19 protein-coding genes and 1 pseudogene are annotated in these 18358 nt (G+C 71.1%); 9 read left to right on the top strand and 11 right to left on the bottom strand.

Annotated elements, in window-relative coordinates; genetic code table 11:
• Positions 1–12 precede the first annotated feature (12 nt).
• Positions 13–1200, top strand: coding sequence for a sensor histidine kinase (locus ACWDLG_RS34420; protein ID WP_449928195.1), 1188 nt, complete (start codon positions 13–15; stop codon positions 1198–1200).
• On the top strand, positions 1197–1850 hold the full coding sequence (locus tag ACWDLG_RS34415; RefSeq protein WP_449928193.1) for a response regulator: 654 nt from the start codon (positions 1197–1199) through the stop codon (positions 1848–1850). Before ACWDLG_RS34420 ends, ACWDLG_RS34415 begins: the two co-directional genes overlap by 4 nt.
• Before the next feature lie 76 nt (positions 1851–1926).
• Here ACWDLG_RS34415 and ACWDLG_RS34410 read toward each other — a convergent pair whose 3' ends face one another.
• Positions 1927–3198, bottom strand: a complete 1272-nt coding sequence (locus ACWDLG_RS34410) for a serine hydrolase domain-containing protein (RefSeq protein ID WP_449928191.1) — start codon at positions 3196–3198, stop codon at positions 1927–1929.
• Between the two features lie 352 nt (positions 3199–3550).
• Positions 3551–5023: a 2'-5' RNA ligase family protein gene (locus ACWDLG_RS34405; RefSeq protein WP_449928189.1), complete on the bottom strand. Its 1473-nt coding sequence runs from the start codon at positions 5021–5023 to the stop codon at positions 3551–3553.
• A gap of 461 nt (positions 5024–5484) precedes the next feature.
• Between ACWDLG_RS34405 and ACWDLG_RS34400 the strand changes: the two genes are divergently transcribed.
• Positions 5485–6594 carry a methyltransferase gene (locus ACWDLG_RS34400; protein ID WP_449928187.1) on the top strand — a complete coding sequence of 370 codons (1110 nt, stop codon included), beginning with the start codon at positions 5485–5487 and terminating at the stop codon, positions 6592–6594.
• Between the two features lie 224 nt (positions 6595–6818).
• Here the strand turns inward: ACWDLG_RS34400 and ACWDLG_RS34395 are convergent, their stop codons facing one another.
• Positions 6819–7094 carry a hypothetical protein gene (locus tag ACWDLG_RS34395; RefSeq protein ID WP_449928185.1) on the bottom strand — a complete coding sequence of 92 codons (276 nt, stop codon included), beginning with the start codon at positions 7092–7094 and terminating at the stop codon, positions 6819–6821.
• A 107-nt stretch (positions 7095–7201) separates the two neighbouring features.
• On the opposite strand from ACWDLG_RS34395, the gene ACWDLG_RS34390 reads away from it, so the two are divergent.
• On the top strand, positions 7202–7753 hold the full coding sequence (locus ACWDLG_RS34390) for a dihydrofolate reductase family protein (protein WP_449928183.1): 552 nt from the start codon (positions 7202–7204) through the stop codon (positions 7751–7753).
• Entirely contained in the window at positions 7750–8151 is a 402-nt protein-coding gene (locus ACWDLG_RS34385) for a hypothetical protein (protein ID WP_354912755.1), read from the top strand. Before ACWDLG_RS34390 ends, ACWDLG_RS34385 begins: the two co-directional genes overlap by 4 nt.
• 33 nt (positions 8152–8184) lie before the next feature.
• On the opposite strand, the gene ACWDLG_RS34380 is transcribed toward ACWDLG_RS34385, so the two are convergent.
• The 7 genes and pseudogenes from ACWDLG_RS34380 to ACWDLG_RS34350 form a co-directional block, all read right to left on the bottom strand.
• On the bottom strand, positions 8185–8865 hold the full coding sequence (locus ACWDLG_RS34380) for a class I SAM-dependent methyltransferase (protein ID WP_449928180.1): 681 nt from the start codon (positions 8863–8865) through the stop codon (positions 8185–8187).
• A 58-nt stretch (positions 8866–8923) separates the two neighbouring features.
• On the bottom strand, positions 8924–10591 hold the full coding sequence (locus ACWDLG_RS34375; RefSeq protein ID WP_449928178.1) for a solute symporter family protein: 1668 nt from the start codon (positions 10589–10591) through the stop codon (positions 8924–8926).
• Positions 10588–10965: a DUF485 domain-containing protein gene (locus ACWDLG_RS34370; RefSeq protein ID WP_354912749.1), complete on the bottom strand. Its 378-nt coding sequence runs from the start codon at positions 10963–10965 to the stop codon at positions 10588–10590. Before ACWDLG_RS34370 ends, ACWDLG_RS34375 begins: the two co-directional genes overlap by 4 nt.
• A gap of 476 nt (positions 10966–11441) precedes the next feature.
• Positions 11442–11840: a carboxylesterase family protein gene (locus ACWDLG_RS34365; RefSeq protein WP_449928294.1), complete on the bottom strand. Its 399-nt coding sequence runs from the start codon at positions 11838–11840 to the stop codon at positions 11442–11444.
• On the bottom strand, positions 11830–12156 hold the full coding sequence (locus ACWDLG_RS34360; protein WP_449928302.1) for a hypothetical protein: 327 nt from the start codon (positions 12154–12156) through the stop codon (positions 11830–11832). The genes ACWDLG_RS34365 and ACWDLG_RS34360 overlap by 11 nt, the downstream gene beginning before the upstream one ends.
• Positions 12157–12329: 173 nt before the next feature.
• Positions 12330–12947: pseudogene (locus tag ACWDLG_RS34355) on the bottom strand (carboxylesterase family protein); the annotation flags it as partial.
• 53 nt (positions 12948–13000) lie between these two features.
• Positions 13001–13222 carry a hypothetical protein gene (locus ACWDLG_RS34350; protein WP_449928176.1) on the bottom strand — a complete coding sequence of 74 codons (222 nt, stop codon included), beginning with the start codon at positions 13220–13222 and terminating at the stop codon, positions 13001–13003.
• 131 nt (positions 13223–13353) lie between these two features.
• On the opposite strand from ACWDLG_RS34350, the gene ACWDLG_RS34345 reads away from it, so the two are divergent.
• Positions 13354–13956 (top strand): TetR/AcrR family transcriptional regulator, encoded by a 603-nt coding sequence (locus ACWDLG_RS34345; protein ID WP_449928174.1) that lies wholly within the window; start codon positions 13354–13356, stop codon positions 13954–13956.
• Here ACWDLG_RS34345 and ACWDLG_RS34340 read toward each other — a convergent pair.
• A complete protein-coding gene (locus ACWDLG_RS34340) occupies positions 13866–14630 on the bottom strand; it encodes a hypothetical protein (RefSeq protein WP_449928172.1) in 765 nt (254 codons plus the stop codon). The genes ACWDLG_RS34345 and ACWDLG_RS34340 overlap by 91 nt on opposite strands.
• A gap of 407 nt (positions 14631–15037) precedes the next feature.
• Here ACWDLG_RS34340 and ACWDLG_RS34335 point away from each other — a divergent pair, with 407 nt between their 5' ends.
• From ACWDLG_RS34335 to ACWDLG_RS34325, 3 genes are all read left to right on the top strand, one after another.
• Positions 15038–15856, top strand: a complete 819-nt coding sequence (locus tag ACWDLG_RS34335) for a PIG-L family deacetylase (protein ID WP_354912747.1) — start codon at positions 15038–15040, stop codon at positions 15854–15856.
• Positions 15857–15931: 75 nt separating this feature from the next.
• A complete protein-coding gene (locus ACWDLG_RS34330) occupies positions 15932–16504 on the top strand; it encodes a TetR/AcrR family transcriptional regulator (RefSeq protein ID WP_449928170.1) in 573 nt (190 codons plus the stop codon).
• A 180-nt stretch (positions 16505–16684) separates the two neighbouring features.
• Positions 16685–18358, top strand: a complete 1674-nt coding sequence (locus tag ACWDLG_RS34325; protein WP_354912744.1) for a discoidin domain-containing protein — start codon at positions 16685–16687, stop codon at positions 18356–18358.

The following is an 18358-nucleotide window of genomic DNA, read 5'->3' as shown; positions in this document are numbered from 1 at the left end:
TAGCGTGGCGGTATGAACGCGCGGGTCAGAAGGCTGTCGGGGGACGTCGCGCTCGCCACGGCCGTGGGCGTGGTGGGCGTAGGCAGCGATCTGGCCATCAGCGGCGCGGTACCGATGGCGCTGGTGCCCGACGTGCCCTGGCAGGGGCTGTGGGTGCAGGCCGTGGCCGCGGCGGCGCTGCTGGGCCGTCGGCACTTCCCCCTCGCCGTCGCGCTGGCGATGATCCCGCTCGGCTTCATCGAGGTGCCGGTGGCGATGCCGTTCGCGCTGTACTCGCTCGGCGCCCACCGCGGCGACCGGCGGCTGCTCGTGGCCGTGGCCGGGCTGGCACTGCTCGTCCTGACCCACCTGTGGGAGGCGCCCGACCTCGCCACGGCCCTGAACCTCGTCGCGATCTGCGGCCTGGTGGTGATCCCCGCGACGCTGCTCGGCCTCTACGCCGACACCCAGCGGCGGCTCAACACCGCGCTGGCCGAACGGGCCGAACGCGCCGAACGCGAGCAGCGGCTGCTGGTCGAGCAGGCCAGGCTGGAGGAACGCACGCGGCTGGCCCGCGAGATGCACGACGTGGTCACCCACCACGTCAGCCTCATGGTGCTGCAGGCCGGCTCCCTGCGGATGGCCGCGCCCTCGCCCGAGGTGCGCGCGGCCGCCGAGGAACTGCGCGCCACCGGCCGGCGCGCGCTCGGCGAATTGCGCGAGGTCGTCGGGGTGCTGCACGACCGGCAGCCGGCCGACCTCGCCCCGCCGCCGACCCTGCTCGACGTGTCCCGCCTGGTCGCCGAGTCGGGGCTGCCGGTGTCGCTAACCCAGGACGAGCAGATCGAGCTGTCGGCACCGCTCGGCCGTACCGCCTACCGGGTGGTGCAGGAGGCGCTGACGAACGCGCGCAAGCACGCGCCGGGCGCGCCGGTCTCCGTCCGGCTGAGCCCCCGGGACGGCGGGGTCCGCGTCGAGGTGCGCAACCACCCGGCCGACCCGGCGCGCGCCGAGCCGATGCGCCTCGGCCTGCCGTCGTCCGGCACCGGGCTGCTCGGCCTGCGGCAGCGGGTGGAACTGGTCGGCGGCGCGTTCGCCGCGGGGCCGACCGAGACAGGCGGATTCGAGGTGCTGGCGACACTGCCGGCCAAGCTGCCGGGAAATCTCCCGGGAAACCTGCCGGCAGAACTGCCGGGAAAGGGGAGGGGAAGCGCCCGATGATCAGGGTCCTGCTCGTGGACGACGAGCGGATGGTGTGCGCCCACCTGCGGGCGATCCTGTCCCGCGCCGCCGACCTCGAGGTGGTCGGCGAGGCGCACGACGGCGCCGAGGCCGTCGAGGCGATCGTCCGGCTGGCACCGGACGTCGTGCTGATGGACATCAGGATGCCCGGCGTCGACGGCCTGACCGCGACCGAGCGCGCCTGCCGGCTCCCGCGACCGCCGAAGATCATCATGCTGACCACGTTCGACCTGGACGAGTACGCGGTCCGGGCGCTGCGCGCGGGCGCGGTCGGCTTCCTGCTCAAGGACACCGACCCCGAGGACCTGACCGGCATCGTCAGGGTCGCCGCCGACGGGCACGCCGTCGTCTCGCCCGACCTGACCAGGCGGTTGGTGGCGGCCTTCGCCCCCGGCGAGCCCGCCAGACGGGCCGCCAGGCGACTGGTGGACGGCCTGACCGAGCGCGAGACCGAGGTGCTGGTCTGCCTGGCCGAAGGGCTGTCCAACTCCCAGACGGGCAGCCGGCTCTACCTCAGCGAGACGACGGTCAAGGGTTACGTGTCACGGCTGCTCGGCAAGCTCGGCTGCGCCAACCGCACCCAGGCCGCGCTGCTGGCCCACGACGCCGGGCTGGTCAGCCGAGCCTGAGCTCACCCGATCCGGCGGGCTGGCCAGCCGGGCCTGAGCTCACGCGATCGGGCGGGCTGGTCAGCCGAGGCTGAGCTCACGCGATCCGGCGGGCGGCGAAACCGCCGCTGACCAGGCGCGCCGCCCGGCCGTCCCGGACCACGAACGCCAGATCCCAGCCCCGCCCGCCGGACAGATCCTGCTCGGGCAGGAACCGGTGCTCGTCCAGCGGCAGCAGCGCCACCGGCGGGCTGACGGCGCCCGAGGCCACGTCCTCCAGCGTGACCGTCAGCACCCCCTCCACCGAGGTCACCTCGTAGCGCAGGTCGCAGGCGGCGTACCGGCCCTCGTACGGGCCCGCGTCGGCGGTGAGCCGCGTCACCGGCTCCACGTCGGCGGGACCGGCTCCCAGCAGTTCGGCGGTCACGGCGGCCGCCAGTGGGTAACCCGCATGCGGGCTGTTGCACACCACCGCGACGACCACGCCGGTGGACGGCACCCACAGCAGCGTCGAGGAACCGCCCAGATTGGTCCCGCTGTGGCCGAGCACGGTCGCCCCGCCGAAATCGCGCTGGTAGGGCCCCAGACACCAGCGGTCGGCGAACCGCCTGGTCGGCAGCGACACCTGCGGCACCTGCATGGCGGCGCACGCCTCCGCCGACAGCACGCCGGCCCCCGCCCGCACGAACAGCTCGCCGAACCTGGCCAGATCGGCGGCCGTCGAGCACAGCGTGCTCCCCGCGGGCCCCGAGGCGCGCGAGAACGTCCACGGCCGCACCACCGAACCGTCGGGCGCGTGCCCGACCGCGACCCGGTGATACGGCAGCTCCTCCCACAACGTCAGGCACTCGCGCAGCCCCAGCGGCTCGAACACCCTGCGCCGCAACGCCTCGTCCCAGCTCGACCCGGTCAGCCGGGCGACCAGCGCGCCCGAGACGACGGTGGAGGCGTTGCTGTAGGAGTAGCCGTCGCCCGGGGCGAACAGCATCCGCATCCCGGACAGCGTCGCCAGGTAGTCGGCCGGGTCGTCGTAGAACCCGTTGTCGATCCCGCTGGTCATGGACAGCAGGTGACGCGCCGTCACCGACGCGGTGGCGGCGGCGTCGGACAGCCGCAGTTCCGGCAGATGGCGCACCACCGGCGTGTCCAGGTCCAGCACGCCCTCGTCGACCAGCGTCATCACCAGCACCGCGGTGTGCAGCTTGGTCGTCGAACCGATCTGGATCAGCGTGCGGGCGTCCATCGGCGTGCCCAGCTCGGCGTTGGCGACCCCGGTGGCGGCCTCACGCAACTCGCCGTCGGCGAGCACGGCGACCTGCGCGCCGGTGACACCCAGCCGGCGGGCGGCCTCGGTCAGCATCTCTTCCATGGCGACCGAGTCTCAGCCGCCGTCCCGTGCCTGATCAAGGCGATGACGGGCGAAGCCGACCTTCGGCACGGCAGGACCGTACTTTGGTGGGGCCTTCGAGCGGCGGCCTGCTGCCGAAGGCCTGTCTCCGGAGTTCCGCCCGGGGTTCGCCCGCATGCGCGGCTGCCCCTCCCTTCAGCAGCCGGGCCGGTTTCAGAAAGCACGCCAGGTTGAAAGCCGAGCCAGTTCGAGAAGCCGAGCCTGTTCCAGCGGCCGGGCCGGTTTGAGAAAGCACGCCAGGTTGAAAAGCCGCGCCTGTTTCAGCGGCCGGGCCGGTTTCAGAGATCGCCCGGTTTTGGAGACCGAGCTGGTTTCAGAAGCCGAACTGGGCGAAAGGCCGGCCGTCGCCGATCGCCGCCAGCGCGGCCGCCGGGTAGGCCACCATGCCGTCGGGCAGCCGGTCGAGCGGATGCCACTCCAGCGCGCCGCACTTGCCCGGCTCGGCGTTGTACGGCTCGCCGTGCCACCGCTCGGCGCGGAAGAACAGCCCCACCCGATCGGGCGCACGATGCATGGCGTGGACGAAGGTCAGATCGCCGGGATCGACGATGACACCGACCTCCTCCCGCGCCTCCCTGGCCGCCGCCTCGACCGCCGACTCGCCGGCCTCGAGGTGGCCCGAGGGCAGATGCCAGCGGCCGTCGGCGTAGCCGGTGTTGGCCCTGCGCCCCAGCAGCACCTTCCCGTCACGGACGAACAGCACGTGCACGTCCACGATCGCTTTGAACCTGGCCCGCTTCACCTGGTGGGGAAGCGTCGCACCGCGGCCGCCGAGCGCCTGGGCCCACTTGACCGCCACCGCCGCGACCTGGATCAGCTCCGCGCGCAGCCGGTCGGGGTCGCTCTCGGCGAAGGCCTCCAGCACCTCCTCGTGCAGGATGTGCCGCCAGGTCACCGCACCGGCCCGCTTGGCCGTCTCCAGGTCGGCCTTCGCCCGGTCGGCGGCGGCCGTGCGTTCGGGACCCGTGCCGTCGGCGGGGTCCTGGACGCCGAACATGACGTCCTGCGCGACCCGCTCGGCGGCCACGTCGGCCAGCACCTCGGCGAGCGAGCCCGGCCGCCCGTAGTCGCCGTCCACCGCCTCGCCCCGCACCTCGGCGAGGGGACTCGGTCGGTGGTCATCGCCGTCCGCGTGCTCGCCCTGCGCCTCGGTGCGGGAAGTCCGCCGGTCGTCATGGCCCTCCGCGTGCTCGTTCCGCACCTCCACATGCACGCTCCGCACCTCGGCGGGCGAGCGCGGCGGGTCGTCATCGCCGCCGGCCGCGCCGCCCAGCGGGAACGACGCCTCCTGCCGCCACGCCGTACCGTCGTAGGCCAGGAGCACGACCTCGCTCACGCGGGAGACGAACGGCAGCCGCGCGACCAGGTCCGCCTCGATCTCAGCGCAGGCGTCGGGTGGCGGGCCGTCGGCGACCGTCAGGTGCGGGACGACGTCCGGATAGCGCCCGCCGTACGGCGGCACCTCGGGCCAGCGCCGCCACACGGCCAGGGTGAGCGCGCGCAACGGCTCGTCCGGCTCAGGGGCGAGATAGAGCACTCCCGGAAACCGGCCGGTGGCGTGAAAGGTGATCTCGAACGGGGCGAAAGCGGCGAACAGCCGCCCGAGCTCGGCCTCCACCCGCGCGTCCACGAGGTCGCGGGGCAGGAACGGGGTGAGCACGGTCACGTGCGCCGGCACGCCGTAGGCCGCGGAGGGGTCGTGGCGCTCCCGCCAGCGCCCGACGACGGGTTCGGCCGCCGGAACCGTGACCACCAATGCCGTCTCGCCTATCCGAAAGCGCTCCACACGACGATCTTCGCATGTCAGGCGACCGTGTGGCCGCCCTTGACCGCGATCCGCTCGCCGGTGACGAAGCGGGCGGCGGGGGAGTGAAGGAACGCGTCGGGGCCCCGGCGAGGAGGCCCGCGACCGCCGACTCGTCGGTGACGTCCGCCGGAAACGCCGCGGCACGCCACCCCCGCCCGGATCTCGCCGACCATGGCTCAGCCCGCTCGGCCCCCAACAGTGTTTGTCGGTGACCGCCCGGCTGTCGGTGACCGTCGAGCCGTTGCTGACCGCCCGGCCGTCGGCGACCGTCGAGCCGTTGCCGATCGCCGAGTCGCTGGCGGCCAGTTGCCGCGCGATGGCGGCGCCCAAGCCGCGGGAAGCGCCGGTGACGAGCGGGACAGGCCGAGCGGGACAGAGAGAGGGCGCGGGACGATCACCGGCGAATCATGTGCCGACGTCTCGGCTACCCTGGGGGCGCGATGAACGAGCTTCACCTGACCCGCTACCCGGACAACCCGCGCGACCAGCTGCGCGCCTGGGACGCCGCCGACGAGTACCTGCTGCGGCACCTCGGCGGCGACGTCCACGGCAGCCTGGTCGTGGTCGGCGACAGGTGGGGCGCGCTCACCACGGCGCTGGCCGCCCACCGGCCCACCCAGATCACCGACTCCTACCTCACCCAGGAAGCCACCAGGGCCAACCTGGGGCGCAACGGCGTCGACCCCGACCAGGTACGCCTGCTGTCCACCAGGGACACCCCGCCCAGCCGGATCGACGTGCTGCTGGTCCGCGTGCCCAAGAGTCTCGCGCTCCTGGAGGACCAGTTGCACCGCCTGGCCCCCTCCGTCCACGCGGACACCGTCGTCGTCGGCGCCGGCATGGTCACCGAGATCCACACCTCCACGCTGAAGACCTTCGAGCGCCTCCTCGGCCCCACCAGGACCTCGCTGGCCGAGCGGAAGGCCAGACTCATCTTCTGCACGCCAGACCCCGCGCTGCCCAGGCCCCCGAGCCCGTGGCCGCTGAGCTACGCCCTCCCCGACGACGTCGGCGATCTCTCGCGGCGCACGGTCACCAACCACGCGGGCATCTTCTGCGCCGACCGCCTCGACATCGGCACCAGGTTCTTCCTGCGCAACCTGCCGGAGAGCCGGGGGCCGGAACGGATCGTCGACCTCGGCTGCGGCAACGGCGTGGTCGGCCTGGCCATGGCGCTGCGCAACCCGGCGGCCGAGGTGCTGTTCGTCGACGAGTCGTACCAGGCGGTCGCCTCCGCGGAGGCGACCTTCGCCGCCAACGCCTCCTCGCCCGCCCGCTTCGTTGTCTCCGACGCCCTCACGGGGGCCGAGGCAGGCTCGGCCGACCTCGTGCTCACCAATCCGCCCTTCCACAGCCACCGTGCGACCACCGACGGCACCGCCTGGCGGATGTTCACCGGATCCCGTACGGCGCTGCGCCGCGGCGGCGAGCTGTGGGTGATCGGCAACCGGCACCTCGGCTACCACGTGAAGCTGCGCCGGCTGTTCGGCAACTGTGAGGTCGTGGCCAGCGATCCCAAGTTCGTCGTCCTGCGGTCGGTCAAGCGCTGAGGCGACGCCCGCCCGCGTGATCGGCCTGCCCTGCCGCTCGCCCGGCAGGCCCCCCGACCTGCGGGTCACCTGGCATGCCCTGCCGACCTGCGGGTCACCCGGCAGGCCTCGCCGATCTGCCGCTCACCCGGCAGGCCGCTGACCTGGCTGTTCGTCTGGTTGGCCCGCTGTTCTGGGCGCTCGTCCGGTCCGGCGTCTGCGGGCCCTTTGCTCGCCCCGGTGGGTCACCCGGTGAGCGAGGCGGCCAGCGTCGCGAGCTGCTCGCGCCAGAAGGCCTTCATCCGAGCCGCCGTCTCGGCGTCGGGCAGCTTCTCGTGCACCACGCCGACCATGGACTTGCCCTCTCCTTTGCCGGTGAAGCCGACCACCAGCCTGGTGGATCCGTCCTCCCAGTCGGCGCGCAGCGACTTCGGCGCGTTAGCCGTACGGATCACGAAATTTCCGGACAGCCAGCCCTGGCCGACGAACGCCTCGTACAGGCGCTCGACCGGTACCGCCACCGTCTTGCTCCTCTGCCCGGGCGTCCAGCCGGGCGAGCCGATGGCCGCCTTGACAAAAAAATTTGTCGGTGAGAGGCTGACAGCACACCGGAACAAGGGAGCAAGACATGCGCAAGATCGTCGCTTCGTTCTTCATCTCGCTCGACGGCGTCGTCGAGTCCCCCGACAAGTGGCACTTCCCCTACTTCAACGACGAGATGGGCGCCGCCATCGGCGCGCAGATGTCCGAGTCCGACGCGCTGCTCGTGGGCCGCGTCAACTACCAGGAATGGGCCGCCTACTGGCCGACCAAGGCCGGCGAGGGCGAGCCGTTCGCCGACTTCATCAACGGCGTGCGGAAGTACGTGGTCTCCACCACCCTCGACTCGGCCGACTGGAACAACTCCACGCTCATCCCCGGCGACTCCTTCGTCGAGCGGCTGACCGAGCTGAAGCGGGAGCCGGGCGGCACCATCGCGATGAGCGGCAGCCCCACCCTCGTCCGCTCCCTGCTGGAGCACGGCCTGCTCGACGAGCTCAACCTGATGGTGCACCCGATCGTCGTCGGCTCGGGCCAGCGGCTGTTCGACGGCTCCGGCCAGATCCCGCTCGCCCTGACCTCCTCCACCACCTTCACGACCGGCGTCCTGTCCCTCACCTACTCCACGGAGACGAAGTGACCACCACCAAGACCACCGCCGCGAAGCTGCTCCTCAAGCCGGGCACCTCCCTGTGGGTCTCGGACCCCGACCGTCTCGCCCTGGTCGGCCCGCTGCCCGACGGCGTGACGAGCACCCCGAGCCCGGCGGACGCGGGGGTGGCGCTGGTGTTCGGCGACGACGCGGCCACCGTCCACGACGTGCTCGGCAAGCACGCCGAGGACATCACCAAGCCGGCCACCGTCTGGATCGCCTACCCGAAGGCCAACAAGTCCGACATCAACCGCGACACCCTGTGGCCGATCGCCGGCGAGTACGGCCTGCGCCCCAACGGCCAGGTCGCCATCGACGAGACCTGGTCGGCCCTGCGCTTCCGCGCGCTGAAGCCGGGCGAGGCGCCGTTCACCGGCGGCCGCTGAGCCTCGGGTGGGCCACCACGGGTCGAGCAACGGTCACTCCGGCAGCCGGTCGCCCTCACGTGAGGCGGTCACCTCTCCGGCTGCCTGGTCAGGCTTCCGATAGACCGCCACCGCGAAAGGCCGGTGGGTCTCCGTGTCGACCCGCCTGGCGATCAGCCAGACGGCCGGGTCCTCGTCCGCGAACCTGTGCAGGCTCCTCGCCTCGGGCCACGGATGCACCAGGACCAGCACCCCGCCGTCCGCGAGCAACCCCGTCAACCGCCGCGACGCTCTGCGCAGCCGGTCGGCCCTGCCGATGTAGTAGAGCGTCTCCGCGCAGAACACCAGGTCGAACTCCTCCTCGAGACCATGGCTGAGGAGGTCGGCGTGCACGAAGCGGGCCCGCGCCGCGCGCTGCCTGGCCCTGTGCAGCGCCCGCGCCGAGATGTCGATCCCCGTCACCCGCGCCTCGGGGAAGCGCCGCACCAGCGTGTCGGTGAACACCCCTTCGGCGCACCCCACCTCCAGAATCCTCCGGTACGGCAGGCGCGGCACCTCGCCGAGCGTCGTGTCGTACTTGCGCCGCTCGTAGGCGTCGGTGCCGAGCTTCCAGGGGTCGGGCGTTCGATGCCACCAGTCGAAGTAGCGGCGCAGGAACACGCCCTGCCCTCGGGGCGAGAGCAGGGACATCGCCCGGAAGAACGCCCGGTGCAGGTGCTCAGGCAGTTCCGCCATACGGTCCCCCTTGATCGTAAGCGCTCAAGGGGAACCTAAAACGTGGCGGGCGAGGCGGCTAGTACTGGCGGCGTGTCCCGCGCGTGGCGGCCCGATGGGCGCCCGTTCCGGTCAACGACCGGACCGACAGCTCGTCGAACCGGTCGGGATCGGCCTTCTCCTTGCTGAGCAGCGCCCCGGCGACAGCGCACAGGAAGCCGAAGGGGATCGACACCAGGCCGGGGTTCTCCATGGGGAAGACGGCGAAGTCGATGCCCTTGGGCAGCAGCGACAGGCCGGCCCCCGTGACCGGGTCGATCTTGCCCGACACGACGGGGGAGAAGACCACCAGCAGCACCGACCCCGACAGCCCGCCGTACACCCCGGCCACCACGCCCGTGGAATTGAACCGCTTCCAGAACAGCGACAGCACGATCGCCGGCAGGTTGGCGGAGGCGGCCATCGCGAACGCCAGGGCCACCAGGAACGCGACGTTCTGCTGGCGGGCGATCACCGCGAGCCCGATCGCCAGCAGCCCGATCACCAGGGCCGAGAAGCGGGCCACCCCGACCTCCTGCGACTCGCGCGGCCGTCCGAACATCAGCACGTGGCCGAAGTAGTCGTGGGCCAGCGAGGTGGAGGAGGCCATCACCAGCCCGGACACCACCGCCAGGATCGTCGCGAAAGCCACGGCGCCGATGAAGGCCAGCAGCAGGTCACCACCCATGGGGCCGCCGACGAACTCGCCGAGCACCTGCGCCAGCTGCAGCGCGGCGGTGTTGCCCGACGGGTCCTGCGCCAGGATCGCCTCCTGGCCCACCAGCGCCGTCGCCCCGAAGCCCAGCGCGAGCGTCATCAGGTAGAAGACGCCGACCAGGCCGATCGCCCAGTTGACCGAGGCGCGGGCGGTGCGGGCGTCCGGCACGGTGAAGAACCGCGTGACGATGTGCGGCAGGCCCGCCGTACCGAGCACCAGTGCCAGGGCCAGGCTGATGAAGTCGAGCTTGTTCAGCAGCGTCCTGACCGGGTCGCCCTCCACCTCCTGGGCGAACTTCGCGCCCGGCCGCAGGAAGTCGGGCTCGCCGCTGGCCTTCGCGGCGGCGCCGAGCATCTCGCTGAGGTTGAACCCGAACCGGCCCAGCACCAGCACCGTCAGCACGATCGTGCCCGCCATCAGCAGCACGGCCTTGATGATCTGCACCCATGTGGTGCCCCTCATCCCGCCGAACATCACGTAGAAGATCATCATCGTGCCGACGGTCACGATCGTCGCCACCTTGGCGGCGTCGGTCGACACCCCCAGCAGCAGCGACACCAGCGCGCCCGCGCCGACCATCTGCGCCAGCAGGTAGAACACCGACACGGTGACGGTGGAGACCACCGCGGCGGTGCGCACCTTGGGCTGCCGCCGTACCCGGTAGGACAGCACGTCGGCCATCGTGAACCGGCCGGCGTTGCGCATGAGCTCCACCAGCAGCAGCGTCAGCAGCCACGCGACCAGGAAGCCGATGGAGTAGAGGAAGCCGTCATACCCCGACAGCGCGATGATGCCCGCGATGCCCAGGAACGACGCCGCCGACATGTAGTCGCCCGCCAGGGCCAGCCCGTTCTGCGCGCCGGAGAAGGCCCTGCCGCCGGCGTAGAAGTCCTCGGCCGACCTGGTGTTGCTCCTGGCCCAGAAGGTGACCACCAGGGTGACGGCGATGAACAGGACGAACAGGCCGAACGTCAACGCGGTCCCGGTCATCGGTGCCGCCTTCCGTGCCGGGGCGAGGGGGTCCAGTTCTCGATGCGCCGGCGCTCGGCGAGCAGCTGCGCGGCCCGCTCCTGCTCGGCCTGCCGCAGCTCGGCCTCGTGGCGCAGCTGCGCCGACAGCGGGTCGAGCATCTTGCGGGCGTAGCGGGTGTAGCGCCAGGCCAGGACGAAGGTCGAGACGAACTGGAGCACGCCCAGGACCAGGGCGACGTTGACGTTGCCGATGGCCGGCGAGGCCATGAAGTCGCGGGCGAACACCGACAGCGAGATGTAGAGGAAATACCAGCCGAGGAACGAGGCGACGATGCCGATGGCCAGCCGGCGAAACCGTGTCCTGAGAAGACGGAACCTCCTGTCCTGCGCCAACTCCGCATATGGCCCTGGCGGGCCGTGACGTCCTGAGGCCCCCACCATGCGGCCCTCCCCTGGCTCGCGCGATGACACTCTGTGGTGATGCGACTGCACAGCGGGATGAAACGATACGGTCGCCTCCGCACTTTTTCCGGGGAATGCGGGAACTCCTGTTTCCGGCAGCTGGAGCGCCTGTTGCCGCGGCCGCCGTCGTCGGCTGAACCGGCGGCTTGCCGCTGGTCGTGGCCCAGGCCGAAGCGGGAACGATCGGCCACCCGCTGCCCCCGGCTCCCCGGCCCGATCCGGGCGGTCGCGTCGGGGGAGACGCTGCTCGGGCCGCCATGCCCGAGACCGCGCCCGACTTGTCATCGCCGCCTACGAAGCCCGCCTGGTGACGCCGCGTCAGCGCAGGCGCTGGACGGGGCTCCACGGCGTGATGTTTACGATGGCCAGCGCGGCGCGCGGACCATCGTGGCGGAGAGATCTGGCCGTCAGAACCAGAGATCGCAGTGGTGGGCGATCCTTGCGTTGACCGGTCGGACCGCCTCCGGAGCGAGGTTGAGCGCGCCGTCGGCGGCACCGAGACGAGGCCACGTCGGGCTGCCCGCCCCGTTGGGGTCGCCGGTCCGGACGAACCGGGCCCAGTAGCCGACGAGCCGGTCCGCCAGGCGCCGTTGATCCGCGGTGAGCTTCGGGGCGTCGGGGAAGTCGAACAGGTAGGAGGTCTCGGCTCCGTGCGCGGTGGCGGGCCGGACGTGGGCGGGCAGGGGCGCTCCGCTGGGAGTGGGTGCCGACGGGTCAGCGAAGACGTAGACGTAGGTGGACGCCTTCCTCGCGTGCTCGCGACCCGACTTCCAGGAGGGGCAGATCCAGCCGCTGTCACTGAACACGCGGCTGGCCGCCGCGGCGGGAGAGGGGAAGCGTCGCGCCGGGTAGCGTCGTTCGACACGTGGCGGCCGGTCCGAACGCGGTCTCGAGCATGGCCGGGTGCTGGCGGGCGGTGATGCCTCGCGGGTAGCCGGCCAGGGTGAACTCGACGTGCTCGTCGCGGGTGTTGCCCTGCAACAGCGGTATGGCCGCCTGCTCGCCTGCGGCGAAGACCTTCGCCGGCTCCCGCGGGACGATGCCGGTGCCGTAGGCGAGCAGCGGGAACCAGGCGGTGTACGGCAGCAGCTCGCCGGCTCTCTTGTGGCGCAGGCAGGCCACGTCCGCGCAGGACAGCTGCTGGCCAGGGCCTGGCCGGTGGCCTGGATCGTGCTGATCGGGTGCCAGGAGGAGATCGCGCTGACGCCCTTGCCCATGGCTCCTGCCGGATGGCTGGTACGGCACGATCCGCTTTGCACGATCGCCCGGTGGAACAGGCCCCTGGCGGCCGGTGAGGTCATCAGGGTGCAGGCGCTCATGGCGCCGGCGGAGGATCCGGCCAGCGTGACCTTGCCGCGGTCGCCGCCGAACGCGGCGATGTTGGCGCGCACCCAGCGCAGCGCCGCCACCTGGTCCTGCAGGCCGCAGTTACTGCTGTCACCGAGCTCGGGATGGGCGAAGAAGCCGAACACGCCGAGCCGGTAGTTGACCGTCACGACCACGACGTCTCCGGCCCTGACCAGCCGTGCCGGGTCGTAGATCGAACCGGCGCCGGTGATGAAGCCGCCGCCGGGAACCCAAACCATGACCGGCCGTCCCTTGCCGGGCCGGGCGGGCGTGGTCACCTCCAGTGTCAGACAGTCCTCGCTCCGCGGGGTGCCCTTCGGCATGTCAGGTGCCTCCGGCTGTATGCACGCCGGTCCTGCCGTCGTCGCGTCGCGGGTGCCGGCCCAGGAGTCGGCCGGCTGGGGTGGCTGCCAGCGCCGCTCCCCGGTGGGCGGAGCGGCGTACGGGATGCCGCGAAAGCGGCGGACTCCGTTCTGGTCCGTGCCCTGGAGCTTGCCCGACGCCGTCACGACGACCGGGCCTGAGGTATCGCCGGCATGGGCGGGGGTGCCGCCCGCCACGAGCATCGACAGGCTCGCCAGCAGGGCGAGGACCACGGCCGTCGCCGGTGTACGGCCGGTCATGCGCCGCGCCCGCTCTGCTTGGCCTGCCTGCTGCCCCAGCCGGCCAGGAGTGCCCCGGCGACGGCGGCCATCGTGTAACACGCCAGCCATACCGCGAACCCGCCGGGCAGCCATGCGAGCAGGCCCGCGTTGTCGTGATCGGCCAGCAATCGGATGGCACCCTGTGCTCCCAGGACCAGCAGCAACATGCCGATGATCAGCACGGTGACGTGCTTCATGTGCGCTTTGTCTCCCATCGCCCCGAAGGGCCGTGACAGCGGGCGCGGCCACGCCCGGTTTTATGGTGCGATCGAACCATAACACTGTCTTGGTACGATCGCACCACAACGAGTCGCCAGGGACGGATGACATGCCTAGACAGGTGGACCACGACCAGCGCCGCCGCCAGATCGCAGAAGCCGTCTGGCGTCTGGCCACCCGCGGTGGCCTCGAGGACGTCACCTTGCGGCAGGTCGCCACGGAGGCCGGGGTCTCCGCCCGGCTGCTGCAGTACTACTTCGGCACCCGCGACCAGCTGCTGCTCGGCGCGCTGGAGATCCTCAACGACGACGCCGAGCAACGGGCCCGCGAGCGCCTCGCGATGCTCGGCGAAGCGCCCGGCACGCGCACGATCGTGCGGGGAGTACTGCTCGAACTGCTCCCGTTGGATGAGGAACGGCGCAACCGGCACCTGGTGTACGCCGCCTACTTCGTCCGCTTCCTGACCGACCCTGCTCTGGCCAAGGTCGCCCGCGACGCGCCGCGCGCGGTGGAGAACCTGGTGAGCGGACTGATCGGTCAAGGGCAGGAGGCCGGCCAGGTCCCCCGGGAGATCGACGCCGCGGCCGAGGCGGCGTTCCTGGTGGCGGGCGCCTATGGGATTCAGCCGAGCGTTCTGCTGGGACAGCAGTCTGCCGCGGACGCCGTCGCCGTGATCGACCACCAGCTCGCCCGCATCTTCACCACGACGTGATCCACATCGTCTGTGTCGCCCGCGTGCCGCCGCGGTCGCGTCAGGAGCGACCGGGCCCGGCCTCGGGGCGGCGCGGGTTGTTCGACGTCATCGCTGGTGGCGGAGAGCGGTGGTGAACCAGCTGTAAAGGGGGGGCGAGTGTCGGCGACGCGGGCCATCCGTTGATCGTCGCCAGCAGTTTTCCAGTAGCGCTCGGCGTGCGGGTGGGCGGTTGTCCGCAGGCGGGCCAGGAGCCAGCGGCGCAGATCGCCGTCGTCGGCACGCTCCAACGCGTCGGCGTAGAGGCTGCCCAGTGAGACCGTTGGGGGTGCGGTTCTGGCGGCGGCCTGGAGGATACCGGCGGAGACGGCTTCGTCGATTCGTTCACGCATCACCTGGTCGAGGCCGTCGTGCAGGCCGCTGATGTCGTGTCGGGGAGGCTCTTCGGCCTGGTCCTCGGCCGTGCGGCGCAGCGCGGTACGGAAGTCCGCGTTCTGGCAGAGTTCGGCGAGTTCCATCCAGGCCTCGACCTGATCCGGCGTCGGGTCGTCGGGGAGTTCGGGCATGGCGGATCGCATCAGGGTCACGAACTCGGGGTTGGCGTGGAGACCGCTGAAGGCGTCGTCGAGGAAATCGGCTACCAGCCGGCGTCGCTCGGACTGGGGAAGGGTGGCGAGTCGGTGCATGAGGTCCATCTCCATGGTGGTGGGGCCGCGTCTGGCGACTGCTCGAAGTACTGCACGGCGCAAGCGGAGGGTCTGGATCTTGCGGTCGGTCGGCCGGACGATGCCCTTGTCGGGGAGTAGAACCGGACGGTCTTCACCGTCAGGCCGGTCCTGCGGGATAGTTCTCCGATGGAACAGAGCGTGTCGCTGTCCATGCCCTCAGCTTGCTGTCTCCCCCCACTGGAGACTCAAACCGGGGCCGGGGCGGTCACTCTCCGGATCTTCCCGGCACGCGGATCAGCGTCTGACGGCCGGGCGCGCAGTCAGCCGACCAGCTGGTCCGCCGGCAGATCCGGATCACGGGTGGTCCGGCGGTGGTGTTCACTGCTAGCCCTTCCCGGTGCGGAATTGTCGGGGACGTGCGGTTGAATGCAAAGATGGATCGACAGTTGACAGTGATGGCCGTTCACGCGCACCCCGACGACGAGGTGATCGGCACCGGCGGCATCCTCTCCCGTTACGCCGCCGAGGGCATCAGGACCGTCCTGGTCACGTGCACCAACGGTGAGCAGGGTGACGGTCCGGGCGGGGTCAAGCCCGGCGACCCGGGTCACGACGACGCCGAGGTCGCCGAGCGCAGGCTGGCCGAGCTGAAGGAGTCCGTCGCCCACCTCGGCATCGAGCACGTCGAGCTGCTCGGATACCGCGACTCGGGCATGGACGGCTGGGCGGGCAACGCCCATCCCGACTCCTTCTGCAACGTGCCGGTGGACGAGGCGGCCGCCCGGCTGGCCGGGTTGATGGAGCGCTACCGGCCGCAGGTCGTGGTCACCTATGACGAGAAGGGCGGGTACGGTCACCCCGACCACATCCAGGCGCACAGGATCGCGGTGGCGGCGACGGAGTCGACGGGCATTCCCGACAAGCTTTACTACACGGCCGTCTCGCGGGCCCGGGTGCAGGAGATGTTCGACTGGATGCGCGCCTCCGGGATCGAGATGGAGGAGGTCGAACTGCCGGAGGACTTCGGCACGCCGGACGAGCTGATCACGACCGTGGTCGACGTCTCGCCGTACGTGGAGAACAAGGTCAAGGCGCTGCGGGCGCACGCCAGCCAAAGTGACAGCATCTTCCTGTTGCAGATGCCGGAGGAGGCCCAGCATCGGGCGTTCGCGACCGAGTCGTTCGTCAGGAAGGTCGCCAAGGTGGCCGCGCCTGACCAGGAGGACGACCTGTTCGCGGGCCTGCGCGGCTGAGGGAGGCGCGGCTCGGGGCCCCGGTGGCGGCGACAGGAAAAGCTACCAACCGATAGGTTTGTTATCCTCGATCGCATGGCCACCAGGAAGCCCTACGCCGTCGGTATCGCCCGCAGGCAGCAGATCCTCGACGCCGCCAGGGAGTTGTTCAGTGTCCGCGGCTACCGGGGCGCGTCGATGCGCGACGTCGCCTCCCAGGTCGGACTCACCCTGGCGGGCGTCCTGCACTACTTCCCGTCCAAGGAGGACCTGCTGGCCGCCGTGCTGCAGCAGCGGGACGACATCGACATCCCGTGGTTCGAGGAGAAGTGGGCGGAGGTCGGCAGCTTCCGCGTGGCGATGCGCGAGCTCATGATCCGCAACATGACCGCCCAGGGCGTCATGCGGCTGTTCGTGACGCTGTCGGCCGAAGCCACCGACCCCGAGCATCCCGCGCACGACTTCTTCCAGAAGCGCTACCGCACCAGCCGCGAGCTCTTCTCCGCCACGATCGCGCAGGCGCAGGAGCGCGGCGAGGTCGTGCCCGAGGCGAGCGGGCCGCTGCTGATCGCCGTCCTGGACGGCCTGCAGATCCAGTGGCTGCTGGAGCCGGAGTTCGACCTGCTCGCCGCGCTGGAGTCCTACCTCGACGGCATCGCGGTGAAGTGACCTCGACGCGTCGGTGACGAAGTTAGGAACCTTTCCTAACTTTATTGACACCCTCCCGAACCGCTTGCCAAGATGCGGCTGAGCGGCTTGGCGCGGCGTCGGCGACGACGTGACGCGCTCAGTTACCTTTCTGCCCCGGCCGCGCGTCGTGAGTCGTAGCCCCATGCCTTGGAGCTGTCAATGTCGCGTGCCCTGCTGTTATCCCTCACCCTGGTGGCCGGGTTGCTCGCCGTACCGGCCTCGGCCACGGCGGCCGAAACCCTGCTCTCTCAGGGCAAGCCGGCCACCGCCTCCTCGATCGAGGACGCCTCGTTAGGGGCCGCCGCCGCCTTCGACGGCGACCTCACCGCCACCCGATGGGCCTCCGCCGAGGGCCACGACCCGGAATGGATCCAGGTCGACCTCGGTGCGGTCACCCCGATCTCCCGCGTCACGCTGACGTGGGAGGCGGCCTACGCCAAGGCGTACCAGATCCAGACCTCCGCCGACGGCGTCGCCTGGACGACCGTCCACTCCACCACAAGTGGCGACGGCGGCACCGACACCCTCACCGTGACCGGCTCGGGCCGCTTCGTGCGCCTGTACGGCACCGCCAGAGGCACCTCCTACGGCTACTCGCTCTACGAGATGCAGGTCTACGGCGACGGCGGGGGCGGCAACCCGGGCGGCCCCGACTACCAGGCGGAGGACGCCACGCTCTCGCAGGCCTCCGTGGCCAGCAACCACGCCGGCTACACCGGTTCCGGCTTCGTCGACTACGTCAACGCCCCGGGCGGCTACGTCGAGTGGACGGTCCAGGCCGCGACGGCCGGCCCGGCCAACCTGACCTTCCGCTACGCCAACGGGACCACGGCCGCCCGCCCGCTGGCCATCGCGGTCAACGGCGCCACCACCACGCGTGACTTCCCCGGCACCGGCGCCTGGTCCACCTGGGCCGACGTCACGCTGCCCACCACGCTCAAGGCGGGCGCCAACACCGTCCGCGCCACCGCCACCGGCTCGACCGGCGGCCCGAACCTGGACAAGCTCACCGTCGGCAGTTCCTCCGGCGGCGAGACCTTCGTGGTGGCCGCCGCGGGTGACATCGCCGAGCAGTGCACGGCCTCTTCCAGCTCCTGCGTGCACCCGAAGACGGCCAACCTGGTCAAGCAGATGAACCCCGAGTTCGTCATCACGATGGGCGACAACCAGTACGACGACGCCCGGCTGCAGGACTTCACCGCCTACTACGACAAGACGTGGGGCGCGTTCAAGAGCAAGACCCGCCCGTCGCCCGGCAACCACGAGAGCTACGACCCCGCGGGCTTCGAGGCCGGCTACAAGTCCTACTTCGGCTCGATCGCCTTCCCCAACGGCAAGAGCTACTACAGCTTCGACCGCGGCAACTGGCACTTCGTGGCCCTCGACTCCAACCTCTTCGACCAGAGCGCCCAGATCACCTGGTTGAAGGCCGACCTGGCCGCCACGAACAAGCGGTGCGTCGCCGCCTACTGGCACCACCCGCTGTACAGCTCCGGCGAGCACGGCAACGACCCGGTCAGCAGGCCGGTGTGGCAGATCCTCTACGAGCGCGGAGCCGACCTCGTCCTCAACGGTCACGACCACCACTACGAGCGGTTCGGCCCGCAGAACCCGAACGCGCAGGCCGACCCGAACGGCATCGTCGAGATCCTCGGCGGCATGGGCGGCGCCTCGCCGTACAACATCGAGAACGTGCAGCCCAACAGCCAGAAGCGGCTGTCGGGGACGTTCGGCGTGGTGAAGCTGACGATGGGCGACAGCACCTTCTCGTCGCAGCTGATCGGCGTCGACGGCCAGGTCAAGGACACCAGCCCCACCTACACCTGCCACTGA

It is taken from the genome of Nonomuraea sp. NPDC003727 (assembly GCF_053586935.1).
Note: the sequence above shows the minus strand (reverse complement) of the source record. Positions and strands in the feature narration are given on the sequence as shown.

Coding starts and splice junctions, on each gene's coding strand:
- ACWDLG_RS34390 (WP_449928183.1), top strand. CDS start 7,202: ATGCGCAAGATCGTCGCTTCGTTCTTCATCTCGCTCGACGGCGTCGTC.
- ACWDLG_RS34420 (WP_449928195.1), top strand. CDS start 13: ATGAACGCGCGGGTCAGAAGGCTGTCGGGGGACGTCGCGCTCGCCACG.
- ACWDLG_RS34335 (WP_354912747.1), top strand. CDS start 15,038: ATGGATCGACAGTTGACAGTGATGGCCGTTCACGCGCACCCCGACGAC.
- ACWDLG_RS34330 (WP_449928170.1), top strand. CDS start 15,932: ATGGCCACCAGGAAGCCCTACGCCGTCGGTATCGCCCGCAGGCAGCAG.
- ACWDLG_RS34375 (WP_449928178.1), bottom strand. CDS start 10,591: ATGACCGGGACCGCGTTGACGTTCGGCCTGTTCGTCCTGTTCATCGCC.
- ACWDLG_RS34325 (WP_354912744.1), top strand. CDS start 16,685: ATGTCGCGTGCCCTGCTGTTATCCCTCACCCTGGTGGCCGGGTTGCTC.
- ACWDLG_RS34410 (WP_449928191.1), bottom strand. CDS start 3,198: ATGGAAGAGATGCTGACCGAGGCCGCCCGCCGGCTGGGTGTCACCGGC.
- ACWDLG_RS34345 (WP_449928174.1), top strand. CDS start 13,354: ATGCCTAGACAGGTGGACCACGACCAGCGCCGCCGCCAGATCGCAGAA.
- ACWDLG_RS34350 (WP_449928176.1), bottom strand. CDS start 13,222: ATGAAGCACGTCACCGTGCTGATCATCGGCATGTTGCTGCTGGTCCTG.
- ACWDLG_RS34415 (WP_449928193.1), top strand. CDS start 1,197: ATGATCAGGGTCCTGCTCGTGGACGACGAGCGGATGGTGTGCGCCCAC.
- ACWDLG_RS34340 (WP_449928172.1), bottom strand. CDS start 14,630: ATGGACCTCATGCACCGACTCGCCACCCTTCCCCAGTCCGAGCGACGC.
- ACWDLG_RS34400 (WP_449928187.1), top strand. CDS start 5,485: ATGAACGAGCTTCACCTGACCCGCTACCCGGACAACCCGCGCGACCAG.
- ACWDLG_RS34380 (WP_449928180.1), bottom strand. CDS start 8,865: ATGGCGGAACTGCCTGAGCACCTGCACCGGGCGTTCTTCCGGGCGATG.